Origin of the sequence: Fortiea contorta PCC 7126 (assembly GCF_000332295.1) — a bacterium.
Lineage (GTDB): Bacteria > Cyanobacteriota > Cyanobacteriia > Cyanobacteriales > Nostocaceae > Fortiea > Fortiea contorta.
The window spans coordinates 1-13139 of sequence record NZ_KB235931.1; the positions used below are offsets into that span (position 1 = coordinate 1).

Genomic DNA, 13139 nt, shown 5'->3' on the forward strand with positions numbered 1-13139 from the left:
TTATGTTCGCCTTTTTCTCGTTGTGGGGGACGCTGTTTTAATCCCCGAATTGGGTTGGATTTTATATACCCTTGCTCGACGGCAAAGTTAAATAGGCTTTGCAGTATTGCTTGATGCTTGTGGTGGGTTGTGTATTTTAAATGTGAGAGTGTATCTAGATACTCAACTAATGTTTGCTTACTGATAATTTCGATTGACCAACTTCCGTACTCTGCTAGTAAGCTCAAGAGAGTTATTTCGTAGGTTTTGATGGTACTGGGTGCTAGCCCAGTCCGTTCTAAAAATTTGACGGCAACGGTGGCTAATGTGACAGCTTGCTTCACTGGAAAAAGTGTGTTTTTAGCAAGGTAATTTATTCATAAATTATATATCTCTAGATAAGAGCATTGACAGCATTTTATGGATACTTTTAAGACACCAAAACATGGAGAATCCCTAGCTGACTATGTTTTGCGGATCAGGAAGGGACTCAATTTAACTCAGTTTGAGTTAGCCGATGCTGCTGGTATTCATTCTCGGTCTGTGGGGAAGATTGAACGGGGACTGACGATGAGACTCAGCCATAAAACTCTCAGTGGGCTGGCGCTAGCTTTGTCCGTGCCGGTTGAGTATTTGCAGGCTGTTGTTAGGGGGGAAGAGGTTGTAGCAATGCCAGTGATTAAGTTTTGCCCCCAATGTTGGAATCCTGGGGGTGCTGCTGATCCGATGTGGGGAAATGTTAGGGCTAAGTTTTGTTATCTGTGCGGTACACAGTTGCAGGCTAGTTGTCGGAATTGTGGTGAGATGGTGGTGTCGTTGAGGTATAAATTTTGTCCACTATGTGGAAAGCCTTATAAGGATGGAAGCGAAAATCGCTAAAGCCTATATACAACAAGGCTTTCCAGACCATCTTGCAGGTTTTTACACGTATCTCGGCTCAATACCTATTCCCTTTTATTTACTTGTATCGTTTAGATTCATACCTTGATTGTGGAGCCTTAAACACCCACTTTAGTTAATTCAACTTCCCGACGCCTAGGTACATCATAAATCATGAAATCATGAGCCATATCCGTCTTCGGGAAAATCGCTCTGGCTTCTTTAAGTAAATCTTTCAACTCTAAAACATTGCCGGGAGCATATCGAGGACTAAAATGCGTCATAATTAGCCGATGAGCTTGAGCTGCTAAGGCTGTTTGCGCCGCCATTGTGCTAGTGGAATGCAATCTTTGAAAAGCCATGTCTGCATCTTGATGTGCAAAAGTGGCTTCATGAATTAACACATCCGCATCTTGCGCTAATTGCACCGCACCGTCACAATAAATTGTATCTGTGCAGTAGGCGATTTTCCGGCCAATTTCTGTTGGGCCGCATAATTCGCTACCATTAATTACCCGTCCATCGTTTAAGGTAACTGTTTCCCCACGCTTGAGTTGACCGTAAATGCGACCGGGAGGAATTTGCAACGCTTTGGCTTTTTCCACATCAAAGCGTCCAACTCTGTCTCGTTCCGCAATTCGGTAGCCAAAAGCGGTGATTCGGTGATGCAATTGACCGCAGGTAACAGTAAATTCCTCATCCTCGTAAATTATCCCAGGGCGGACTGTATGAACCTTGACAGGATAAGAGAAGTGTGTATGAGAATATTTTAAAGCTGATTGGATGTACTCATTTAATCCAGGTGGCCCATAAATATCGATTTTTTCCACATTTCCAGCCAGCCCACAACTAGCCAGCAGCCCCATCAAGCCAAAAATGTGGTCGCCGTGCATGTGGGTGATAAAAATTCGGGACAGTTGGCTGCTTTTGAGGTCACTCCGCAAAAGCTGATGCTGAGTTCCTTCGCCGCAGTCAAATAACCACAGTTCCGCCCGCTGCGGTAATCTGAGAGCAACGCCGGAAACATTGCGTCCTCTTGTTGGTACACCGGAACTTGTCCCTAAAAATGTAATCTGCACAGCGTTTTCTAGCCTTCCTCTTGCTGAATGTGACGCTCTACTTTCTATAGTGGCACGGTTGTTGCGCTTTCAGGCTTGCGGGAATGGAGAATTGGGGTTTTGCTATTGTTAGTACATTTAACTGACGATATTTATACTTGAGCAAATAGCTGATTATTTTAAATATAAAAATAAATCGCTTTACAAAAAATTATATACATAAAGAAATTTAAAACAAATCAGCAGTATAGAAAACTGACTGGTAATATTTGCTCATCCATTGATTAATTTCTTTTAGAATTCACGAAAATGTCACTAACTAAACGTTGTATAGCCGAGTTCGTGGGGACTTTTTGGCTAGTTTTTGGTGGTTGTGGCAGTGCAGTATTGGCGGCAGCGTTTACTGCAGACGCTGCTAAGATCGGTGCAAATACAGCATTTCCTCTGGGTATTGGCTTAGTGGGTGTTTCTTTGGCCTTTGGTTTGACCGTGTTGACAATGGCTTATGCGGTTGGTCATATCTCAGGTGGTCACTTTAATCCGGCTGTTTCTATTGGTCTTTGGGCTGCGAAACGCTTCCCCGGTTCTGAGCTTTTTGTATACATTGGTGCTCAGGTATTTGGAGCGATCGCCGCTGCTGGAGTTTTGGCTTTAATTGCTACCGGTAAACCAGGATTTGACTTGGTAAAAAGCGGTTTTGCTGCTAATGGTTTTGGTGAGCATTCTCCTGGTGGTTATTCCTTACTAGCAGCTTTTATTGCTGAGTTCGTACTCACCTTCCTGTTCTTGGTAATTATCCTCGGTGTTACAGATCGCCGTGCGCCTCAAGGTTTTGCTCCCGTGGCGATCGGTCTAGCTTTAACACTAATTCACTTAATTAGTATCCCCGTCACCAATACATCCGTAAATCCCGCCCGCAGCTTAGGCCCAGCACTGTTTGTCGGTGGTTGGGCGCTACAACAACTGTGGCTATTTTGGTTAGCGCCAATAATCGGCGGAGCATTAGCAGGCGTTTTCTATTCTCAGGTTTTGGAAACACCAAGTCCCTCAGAAAGACAGCTTTCGGAGATTGCTTAAGAGGGGTTAGGGGCTAGGGGCTAGGGGTTAGGGATGAGAGGTTAGGGGTTAGTGAGTTTTGATGCTAACTTCAGACTTCAGACTTCAGACTTCACCCCTGTTCCCTGTTAAGAGTTCCCTTTCATGTGTGAAATATCACAACTACTAGGGGTAGGAATGCAAACAGCAAGCCATTCCAAGATGGTGATTGAGTTTCTGGGGTTGGTTGTGTTGGTGTTAACAACGCTTCTATTCTCCGCTCTAGGCGATCGCCTTCTGGTGAACTGAGAGCAGCACAGCAAATTTCAGATAACACAGGGGCGCTACTAACTACTAACAACAGTGATTCTGCTAGCAGTAAGGGGTCTACCTGAGACGCCGCATAACTATCAGCCCGGAGTTCCCGCAAAACTAACAATTCTTCCCATAAAATCTCTGTATTTGGCAACCAAGCTGTGCAGGAACGCACCCAGCCCAACCAGAAAAACCAGAATGTGTCTCGATAGTAATGATGCCCTTGTTCGTGGGCTAGGACGCTTTCTAAATGCTCTGGAGAGAGGCTCTGTAATAAGCCCTGACTAACTACTAGTTCTGGTTGCCAAAAACCTATTTGTCCGGCAAAAAGCGCCCCTGTCTCCAGTAACCGGGCTTCTTGATTGCCAAGATTCACCAGGGGACAGTCACGAGCAGATTTCACAGATTGCCACCCCTGGATACAAAGTTTTATGCACATAATGGCACAAAATGCAAGATATATTAATGCCAAAATATAGCTGATCCCACCTGTATACATGCCTCCCATTTGCCCTTGGGTACCCATGATGATGAGGGCGATCGCTGTCATCAACAGCAGCAGAGGAGAGAAGAGAAAGAAAAAGAGCGATCGCTGCCAACGCAAATTCCAGCTAGCAGGGGAGCCGATATCAGAGGCTCGCAACCACCAAGCAATAGCCAAAGTAGCCAAAATCATCATCAAATGCATTATTTTTCCTCCCTGGCTTGTCGTGCAGCTTGAATGCGTTTAGCGATCGCTTCTATTTGCTCACTGGCTGCAGCATCCAAACTATCTGCAAAAGCAGCAATCACATCAGGATTACCTACCGCTAGAAATCGCTGCAACTGCTCATGTGCTTTGATTACATCTGCCTGCTGCTTTGTCAACCGTGGTCGCCAATAGAAAGCCCGCCCTTTTTTATCGCAGATTAACCAACCTTTATCAGTTAAGCGACGCAAAACGGTGGTAACTGAAGTATAAGCTAATTCACGGTTAGGATCAGCCAAAATGCGATCATGTACATCCTTCACAGTCGCCGAACCCAAATCCCAGATAATCTGCAAAATTTCTGCTTCCAAGGGGCCAACAGATAGTTGTTTAGGACGGTAGTCAGGTAAAGGAGCCATAAGCAATTCAAAGTAGATAGAGAATAGGATGTTGGGTATTGGGTATTGGAGAACCAGCGTTGTGGGCAGGTTTCCCGATTGTTACCCAAGTAATGCCGAGTAAAATGCGACTGGAGAAGTTCTAGTCTTCTTTCACATTACCGTTTATAAAAGCTAGGTTCTCGCAATTATTTAAAGATTACCAATTTCCATTCCCCATCTCGCCATTTCCCTATGCATAGAGTATCCTCGCTCTCAACCTCTGCAGTTTTTTACTAAATTTCTCATCTTTTAGATGACATCAACTGGTTAAAATGAAACTCGGCAGTATTAGATCAGGCGTATCTAAGACGTGAAGCTATTTGTTTATCACACCCCGGAATTGACTCCCGCAGATCAAGCCCCAGAATGTGCGATCGCAGTCGATGTATTGCGAGCCACTAGCACTATGGCTACCGTCTTGGCAGCTGGAGGCGAAGCTGTACAAGTCTTCAGCGATTTAGATCAACTCATGGAAGTCAGCGAAAAATGGCCCCCAGAACACCGGCTACGAGCTGGAGAACGTGGTGGCGCGAAAGTAGCTGGCTTTGAATTAGGTAACTCTCCTCTCGATTGCACACCAGAATTGGTGCAGGGGCGGCGCTTGTTTATCAGCACCACCAATGGGACTCGCGCCCTCAAACGGGTACAGCACGCCCCCATCGTCATCGCCGCGGCTTTAATTAACCGAGCTGCTGTGGTGCAATTTCTCCTAGATAAGCAACCAGAAACCGTCTGGATTGTTGGTTCAGGTTGGGAGGGCAGTTTTTCTCTGGAAGATACAGTTTGTGCAGGTGCGATCGCCCACAGCATCGTCCAACAAACTCACTTATCACCAGAAGATATAGCTGGCAATGATGAGGTAATTAGTGCGATCGCGCTCTATTCTCAGTGGCAAAATAATTTGTTGGGGCTGTTACATCAAGCTAGCCACGGCAAACGTTTATTACGCCTGGAATGCCATGAAGATTTAAAGTATTGTTCCCAAACTGATATTTTAAATGTTTTACCCATACAACAAGAACCAGGAGTTCTCAAAGGTTAACTGAAGGATGAAGGATGAAGACGTAGAGTGGTTTGGCGCTCTACCTAGGATGAAGTAAGTACCCAGACAGAATAAATTAAATATATAGCGCTTCCCATTCAGATGCGGTACAAAATTATACGTCCGGTGTAGGGGCACGGCACTGCCGTGCCCCTACGAGTATACGTCACGTGACCGAAAATTGCTATATTGTTCCCTATTCCCTATTCCCTATTCCCTATCCTCTATTCCCCGTTCCCTGTTCATCTAACTAGCAACTCGCCAAATCTTAATTGTATGGTCATCACTACCGCTGACTAGGGTTTTGCCATCTGGACTGAAGCTAACAGACGTCACAGTATTCGTGTGTCCTACTAGGGTAAAAATTTCTTCTTTGCTACTGAGATTCCAGAGTTTAATTGTGCGATCGCGGCTACCACTAACTAAAGTTTTCCCATCTGGACTAAAGCTGACAGATGTGACTGTGTTGGCGTGTCCCATCAGTGTAGAAATTTCTTCACCGCTAGCCAAGTTCCAGAGTTTAATGGTGCGATCGCGGCTAGCGCTGGCTAAAATTTTTCCATCCGGGCTAATTGCCAAACATGTGATAGTTTTAGCATTCTCTAACGTCCGAATTGCATACCCTTTAGCTAAATTCCACACCTTAATAGTTTTATCAAAACTACCACTAGCAAGGGTTTGACCATCGGGACTCACCACAATTGACCGTACCCAAAACTCATGTCCTACTAGTGTCCGAATTATTTGTCCTGTAGATAAATTCCACACTTTGATGGTGTTATCATCACTACCATCGATTATAGTTTTTCCATCTGGGCTGATAGCTAGAGCATGAACTGAGTCAGAATGCCCAATTAAGGTATGGATTGGCTTTCCTGTAGCGAGATTCCAGACTTTAATAGTGTTGTCATCGCTACCACTAACTAAAGTTTTGCCATCCGGGGTGATACTCACCACATTTACCCTCAAAGAGTGGCCATTGAGTGTAGAAATTTCCTCACCTGTAGCCAGATTCCAGAGTTTGATGGTGCGATCGCTATTACTAGCAATCATCTTACCATCGGGACTAATAGCTACAGACAGAATCGAATTTTTACCACCTTTGAGAGTTTTTGCTAAGGAAACATTCCCCAAAGCAATTGTTGCGGACTCACTCAGAACCGCTTCACTATTACTTTGTCGATGATTTGACCGACTCAAGCGAGACGCTAAACTAGCTTGGATATGTTGATATTGCTGATACCAAGCATCACCAAAACCAAATAACAAAATAAATGCAGATACCAAGACTAAACTTTTCAATATATTGAATTTTCTTGGTAAAAATTTTGTCTGATTTGTAGGAACTCTAGTAGCTTTGCTATTAGCTGGTGGTAGCAAAAGCTGTGATTTTGGCGCCAATTCCCTGATAACTTCACTCGTGGTTTGATAACGGTACTGGATATCTTTTTGTAAAAGTTTATCTAAAACATAATCCAATTCAGCATTAATTGGACTCCGCAAATATTGTCGCCAACTTGCTACCCAAGCGTAGCCATGTTCCATCCACAACTGAAACGGAGAAATTCCCGTCAGTAGATGAAAGCAGGTAGCTCCCAAGCCAAACAAATCGCTAGCAGGATAAGCTTTACCATCTCTAATTTGTTCAATAGGAGAATAGCCATGAGAACCAATCGAAGTGCCAATTTTATTATGTACTCTCGATGTAAACTGCTTGGAAGAACCAAAATCAATTAAACTTAATCTTCCGTCAAGATGAGAGCGAATAATATTTTCTGGCTTCAGGTCGCGGTGAATAACGCCGCGCTCATGAATAAATTTAAGTATAGGTAATATATCTAGCAAAATTGCTTGAATATCCCTATCTTTATATACCTTCCGTCGCTGTAACTCCTTGAGTAAATTTTCCCCATTAATAAACTGCTGCACCAAATACATACAGTGGTCTTGTTCAAAGTAAGCTACTAGTGTGGGAATTTGCGGATGTTCACCAAGTTCTTGCAGTCGCTTTGCTTCTTCAGCAAACAACTCCATAGCTTTCTTTTGTGACCAAGTTCCTTGAAATTTTGGGGCTAGTTGTTTAATGACACAGCGTTCATTCAATTTATCAATATCTTGTGATAGATAGGTTCTGCCAAATCCCCCTTCATCTGAAAGCACGCGGATCACACGGAAACGGTTTCTCAGCAGTGGTATCAACGGCGTGCTACAAGTTTGACATAACTTGTTGCTATCAGGATTTAGAGGGTTTGGGCAATCGGGATTTAAGCAGCAGATCATCATCTGACAGGCGCGACTGCATAACAAATTATCCTAAGTTTGCCCCGAAATTTCCCTGAATTTGAGATTAGCTCTCGCGTACTTATGGTAGACAACCCTAGTATTAGGGACTGGGGAATTACTTAATATATTTAGCGTTTGTTGAGCATAATCAGTTTTCTCCAAGAGGAAAACTACGAGGGCTAGTAGATTATTTTCCGATTATATAATGATCTGATTTAAAAAGCTTTTGAAATCGCCGTTTTTTGTCAAGAAAATTTGTGAACTATTAATTGTTTAAATTATACCGATTTCATTGCTCAAATTCATAACTCTTTTGCCATAAACGTTATATGACAGCGACTCTACTGTAATTTATTGAGTGCGGTATTTTTGTAGTTGGTATTATCAAAGCATCCGTGCCTATTCAAAATAGTCAAAATACTGAATAAAATTGTTTTGGCTATTGTTAATAATTGATGATTAATTGTTAATTTGATACTTGAGTTATATAGTTGTGCAAATCTTCTTGTGGCTTAGTTGAGCGGAATTTTGCTTGCCATTCACGAATAGCGATCGCTGTTCTTTTTACAGGTGGGATATAAATCGGCAATTTTTCTCGTTGTGTCTGATTTGGGTTTTTTGGTGGTTGGGTAGTTAAACAGTTATTTAAAGTCGGTATATAACCTTGTAAATTTAATGCTCTCATCACTTCATCAGCAGTCTTAAACCGCTCCTCCAAAGAAACTTTCACCATTTTGCTCAAAATCTGAGCAAACCCCTGACTGACATTCACTTCTTTTTGCCAACATATCTCACCGGTATTCCGGTCATGTTCAAATTCTAAAGGGCCTTTACCAGTCAATAAATAAATAGCTGTTACACCCAGAGCATAAATATCACTAGCATAAACTGGACGCAACGAAAACTGTTCTGGCGGCGCAAATCCCATCGTCCCAATAAAATTAGTAGACACATTTTTATAGCTGGAATTTTCACAAGCTTCGGCTAATTTCTCTTTGACTGCACCGAAATCAATCAACACAAACCGCTGGTCATCTTCACACCGCAACAAATTTTGAGGCTTAATGTCTCGATGAATCACATGATTTTTGTGCAGATATTTTAATACAGGTAATAATTCTTGTAAAAACTGTTTAACTGCGGCTTCACTCTTGCGACCAGTTCGTCTCACCTCCCTAGCCAAAGTGGAACCACGGACATATTCTTGCACTAAATAAAACTCTCCATTGCCCTCAAAGTAGTCTAATAACATGGGAATTTGCGAGTGACTACCGAGTTGACCCAAAGTTTTTGCTTCTTTTTCAAACCGTTCTGATGCTTTTTGTAAGCTTTTGGTGCTACTAGTTTTGGGGCAAAGTTGTTTAATTACACACAATGGCTTTCCTGGCAATAGGGCATTTCTAGCTAGAAAAGTGATGCCAAAACCGCCCCTACCTAGAATTCTGATGATTTCATAGCGATCGCGAAATAGTTCTTTAGAACCACACATTTGACCGAGTTGAGTTTGTTGTGAAACACTTTCATGTAACTTCGTTATTTTCGGTGAAAATCTGTGCATCGGTGAATAACAGCTACTATTTGATGTTATCAATTTAACTGTAAAGTTTTTTGGATGCTAGTAGGATTACTACATCTTTGCAGAAACATAACGTTTATGATTATCCAGTGCAAAATTTAAAATCTAAAATTCAAAAACCTACAGCAAATTAATCCGGATAAATTGCAAGGGAAGAAAGGAAGGGTGAAGGATGAAGTGTCAGACAGGTAAAGCAGCGCGCAGAACAGGGGTTCCACGCTACTTGCTACAACCGACTGATTAAGGAACTTCTATCGGGATCAAAGCGTTTTCTGGCAAATAGTTACGGAAACGCCCTTCATCCGACAACACTAAAATTAGACGTAACGGATAATCTGGTGGTACTTGTAAATCTGCCCAGGGGATCGCTACTTCCAAACAATTATCTAAAGCTACTTGGGCACGACTAAAACGAGGATGCCATTGATAAGTGTCCCCAGCTTCCCGAAACTGAACCGTCTGCGTCAGCAAATTAATTTCTAGATGGTGGTGGAATAGATAATTAGTTGGTGCAGAATCTGGTACTTCGGCAAGGGGAATGGGGCTATTGACCATTGTTTTGTTGGGATAGAACCATAACAAGTTCAATTCTGCCGGCAAATCTCCTCCGACAACAATGCCACTTTTGAAGTCTACGCGTAAATAGAAATTGAGGTGGTCTACCCCATACCAAAGTCGCTGGACAAGGCTACTGTTATGCATAGTTCCCCTCGCTCCACCGATTTCTATGCGTCCGGCTTTATCCCAATCTTGCTCATCTCCTTTACCATCAATCACAGGATGAATAAAGCCTTCTGGTCGATGGTCTGTCCTGGCGGCGTGGGCTTCTACTGGTTGTCGTAGGTATGAAGGAATCGGTTCATTTAAGGCTTTATAAATTCCATACAAATGTTCACGGAATAACTGGTCAAAGATGGCATCTTGATTGGAAGAATGACCTTCGCCAAACCACCAGAACCAGTCAGAACCTTCGGCTGCGTACAAGGCTTCCCAAGCTTCGGGATTAGTTTCTTCGGTGGCTTCAGGATGATTTGCGAGAGTGACTCTGGCTTGGGTGAGGTAATCCCAAGCGCGATTTTTGGCGGGATCACCAATCCAGGTGGTGAAGCTACCGTCTACCCAGGAACCGCTGTGTAGTTGTCCGCCTGGGATGGTGGCTGTGGGGGGAAATTGTTCCAGAAATTCGGAGACGGTAACAAGTTTGAGATGGGGTTCTAATTCCAGGGTTTGATATAAAGCTTCTAGGAAGGGTTTACCATCTTGGGGATAAAATTCCCAGCAATTTTCCCCGTCTAGGGCGATGGTGACTAGCCAAGGTTTTTCATTTTGGCTGTCTCTTTGCATTTTAGCGATCGCTTGTAGGTGTCCTACTAAATCTGCGGCTGCTTTTTTCGCTGGCATTGCCCCATAGGTAAAGCCAATCAAATCTGATAATCTGTGGTCACGAAACACAATTGACACATCACCTGCTGGGGTTTGCAAGCGGTATGGTTGATAAAGTAGTTCTGGTTGCTGGACATTCCCTGCCCCATCCCGATGAAAGAAGTGTTGCAGTGTCCATCCCAAAACGGCTTCATCTGAGCAAATCCACTTAAAGCCTTGCTTGATAATATACGGCAATATTTCCGGACTTACTGACTGCTCTGAAGGCCACAAGCCCCGTGGTTCTTGTCCAAATCTATCTGTATATAAATCCCAGGCTTTTTGTAAGTGGCGGGGAATATCTTCTGCCCATTGGAAACGGTATCCAGGCAATGTCATATTCGGCACAGCTACCCGCCCAGAACTAGTATCAGCCAACAAGGGCAAAATCGGGTGAGTGTATGGTGTAGTTGTCACCTCCAACTGTCCTGCGGCTTGCATTTTCCGGTGTTGGGGGATGATGCGGCTGATAATTTCTCGTTGTTTAGAATAAATGCGCTGGCGATCGCTTAAAGTAAAATTGCGACCCTGTTTTAACCAAGTGGCAATTTCGGGATCATCCCAAAACAGGGGATCAATCCACGCCAAATTGTGCCAAGCCAACAAATCACCATAATCTTGTAATTCCCAGTTGGCTAAACACCAAGTTTGTCCTTGTTCTTGTCGTTGGTTATATAACTCAGCATAGCGGGGATGGGGATCAATTAAAGTGTGGTGATTAGCATCAAAAAAGTGCTGAATGATAAATTCCCGCTGTTGTTGATTGAGTTGTTCAACAGGCGTCAAACTAGCTGTGAGATAAGGGTCAAAAGCTGTACCAGCAATATAATCTTCTAGCTGTAATATCAAAGAGGGTACCAAATTCACCGTTTGATGTAACTTGGGATACCGCTCTAAAATTAACACCAAATCCAAATAATCTTTAGTGCCATGCAACCTTACCCACGGCAAACGATACTGCTGACTAGTAGCCAGTGAAGCACCGCTGTCAGGAGATTTGTACAGCGGCTGATGTTGATGCCAGATAAAAGCGACATGGAGAGGGTGAGACATAGGGAATAGTGAGGATAATGGTATTTATTGATCAATTATCAATGATCGCAATTGAGTATTCATAGCTTCATTAAGTACTATCCAAGGTACAAAAGCACAAAACAATTAAACACCCAACTCCTAGCCCCTAGCCTCTAGTCCCTCACCCTTATATCACTTGTTCAACTTCTGCAATTTCGGGAATCATTTCTCTGAGGCGGCGTTCGATACCCATTCTCAAAGTCATTGTCGAACTGGGACAAGAGCCACAAGCACCTTGTAGTCTCAGTTTGACTACAGGCCCATCTAGTTCTACAACTTCTACATTACCACCATCAGATATCAGATAAGGGCGCATTTCATCCAACACTGTTTCGACGTTTTCGATTGTCAGTTCCATAGTTTTAGACCCGGTAAATTAACAAATGGTATGGAGAATGGAATTGCGGAGCCACTCGGTTGCTTTGATTGCCAAAGTTGTCAGAGGTGGCGTTATTGGGTATGAGTATTTTATCTATCTCTTTTACCCTCCCCTTGCATCTTTTTCCTGAGCAATTCCCGATTTCCCATTTCCCTAAATTTTATTTTCTAGCTTTGTCACCACGATCCTAGACCGAATTGCAGCTAGTTTGTTGTTTGTCACTTGTCATTTGTCATTTGTCGCTGGTTATTGGTATTTTTCGCCCTACGTCCGAGGCCCCAAAAGCCTAATATTAGAGTATCGGAATTCAGTGGTAGCGCGATCGCTATTTTGATACTCGTGTACAACCTGTTTAGTCATTAAATAATAATCACCAAATTTCTCGTAGGTATCTTCAAATTTCAGCACGCTGGTGACTTCATCGGTTTTAGAGTTGCGGAATGTAGCATCGTAGCGACTGGGAATGTAACCAGCGCCTGTATCAAAGTTTTCATGGGTATCAATGACAAAAGCATTGCGAGCGATCGCTCGTCTTACCTGAGAAATTTTTCCCTCTCGGATTTTATAATAAGAATCTACGGTGTCGCTTTTAACTAAAATTTCCACCGCACCAGTTGCATCTGTTTCGCCTAAAATAAACTCGCACTTACCGTGAGACTGCTCAAAACTGGAATGTTGGCGATGAATTACTACATCTTGTAATTGAATATAAATACCTTCTTGAATCTGTTCATCTGCAATTCCTGTTACTTTTATACTCAAGTCACAGTTAATGATAATCTCACCAGTGTAAACTTCCTCACCTTGGATTAGTTGCACATCTGCAGTGTAACCAGGAAAGTTTGCGTCCCAAGTGTAACGACCTTCATAAGCGGTTTGGAAGAAAACGCTTGCTTTTGTTGGCTGTGTCATGGCACCACTTTGACTTCACTTTTATTCACTGTATCGCTCTATTGGTAATATCAAGAC

The 13139-nt window shown here is 43.1% G+C and carries 12 protein-coding genes; 3 read left to right on the top strand and 9 right to left on the bottom strand.

Annotated features, from left to right (window positions below):
* Positions 1 to 323 (bottom strand): site-specific integrase (locus MIC7126_RS0124375; protein WP_017655741.1); only part of this gene is annotated, 323 nt, incomplete at its 3' end.
* A gap of 76 nt (positions 324 to 399) precedes the next feature.
* Between MIC7126_RS0124375 and MIC7126_RS0124380 the strand changes: the two genes are divergently transcribed.
* Positions 400 to 858 (top strand): helix-turn-helix domain-containing protein, encoded by a 459-nt coding sequence (locus MIC7126_RS0124380; protein WP_017655443.1) that lies wholly within the window; start codon positions 400 to 402, stop codon positions 856 to 858.
* Positions 859 to 977: 119 nt separating this feature from the next.
* On the opposite strand, the gene MIC7126_RS0124385 is transcribed toward MIC7126_RS0124380, so the two are convergent.
* Complete coding sequence (locus MIC7126_RS0124385; protein WP_017655742.1) at positions 978 to 1937, bottom strand: ribonuclease Z; 960 nt, start codon at positions 1935 to 1937, stop codon at positions 978 to 980.
* A 288-nt stretch (positions 1938 to 2225) separates the two neighbouring features.
* Between MIC7126_RS0124385 and aqpZ the strand changes: the two genes are divergently transcribed.
* Positions 2226 to 2993 (top strand): aquaporin Z, encoded by a 768-nt coding sequence (gene aqpZ / locus MIC7126_RS0124390; protein WP_026100499.1) that lies wholly within the window; start codon positions 2226 to 2228, stop codon positions 2991 to 2993.
* Between the two features lie 121 nt (positions 2994 to 3114).
* Here aqpZ and MIC7126_RS0124395 read toward each other — a convergent pair whose 3' ends face one another.
* Positions 3115 to 3954 carry a M56 family metallopeptidase gene (locus tag MIC7126_RS0124395; protein ID WP_017655744.1) on the bottom strand — a complete coding sequence of 280 codons (840 nt, stop codon included), beginning with the start codon at positions 3952 to 3954 and terminating at the stop codon, positions 3115 to 3117.
* On the bottom strand, positions 3954 to 4373 hold the full coding sequence (locus tag MIC7126_RS0124400; RefSeq protein WP_017655745.1) for a BlaI/MecI/CopY family transcriptional regulator: 420 nt from the start codon (positions 4371 to 4373) through the stop codon (positions 3954 to 3956). Before MIC7126_RS0124400 ends, MIC7126_RS0124395 begins: the two co-directional genes overlap by 1 nt.
* 331 nt (positions 4374 to 4704) lie before the next feature.
* Between MIC7126_RS0124400 and MIC7126_RS0124405 the strand changes: the two genes are divergently transcribed.
* Positions 4705 to 5436, top strand: coding sequence for a 2-phosphosulfolactate phosphatase family protein (locus MIC7126_RS0124405; protein ID WP_017655746.1), 732 nt, complete (start codon positions 4705 to 4707; stop codon positions 5434 to 5436).
* A 246-nt stretch (positions 5437 to 5682) separates the two neighbouring features.
* Here MIC7126_RS0124405 and MIC7126_RS0124410 read toward each other — a convergent pair whose 3' ends face one another.
* From MIC7126_RS0124410 to MIC7126_RS0124430, 5 genes are all read right to left on the bottom strand, one after another.
* On the bottom strand, positions 5683 to 7716 hold the full coding sequence (locus tag MIC7126_RS0124410) for a serine/threonine-protein kinase (RefSeq protein ID WP_026100500.1): 2034 nt from the start codon (positions 7714 to 7716) through the stop codon (positions 5683 to 5685).
* A 469-nt stretch (positions 7717 to 8185) separates the two neighbouring features.
* Positions 8186 to 9277, bottom strand: coding sequence for a protein kinase domain-containing protein (locus MIC7126_RS0124415; RefSeq protein ID WP_017655748.1), 1092 nt, complete (start codon positions 9275 to 9277; stop codon positions 8186 to 8188).
* A gap of 258 nt (positions 9278 to 9535) precedes the next feature.
* Positions 9536 to 11770: a glycoside hydrolase family 57 protein gene (locus MIC7126_RS0124420; RefSeq protein WP_017655749.1), complete on the bottom strand. Its 2235-nt coding sequence runs from the start codon at positions 11768 to 11770 to the stop codon at positions 9536 to 9538.
* Positions 11771 to 11918: 148 nt separating this feature from the next.
* Positions 11919 to 12149 carry a NifU family protein gene (locus MIC7126_RS0124425; RefSeq protein WP_017655750.1) on the bottom strand — a complete coding sequence of 77 codons (231 nt, stop codon included), beginning with the start codon at positions 12147 to 12149 and terminating at the stop codon, positions 11919 to 11921.
* 285 nt (positions 12150 to 12434) lie between these two features.
* Positions 12435 to 13082 (bottom strand): DUF3386 domain-containing protein, encoded by a 648-nt coding sequence (locus tag MIC7126_RS0124430; protein WP_017655751.1) that lies wholly within the window; start codon positions 13080 to 13082, stop codon positions 12435 to 12437.
* Positions 13083 to 13139 lie beyond the last annotated feature (57 nt).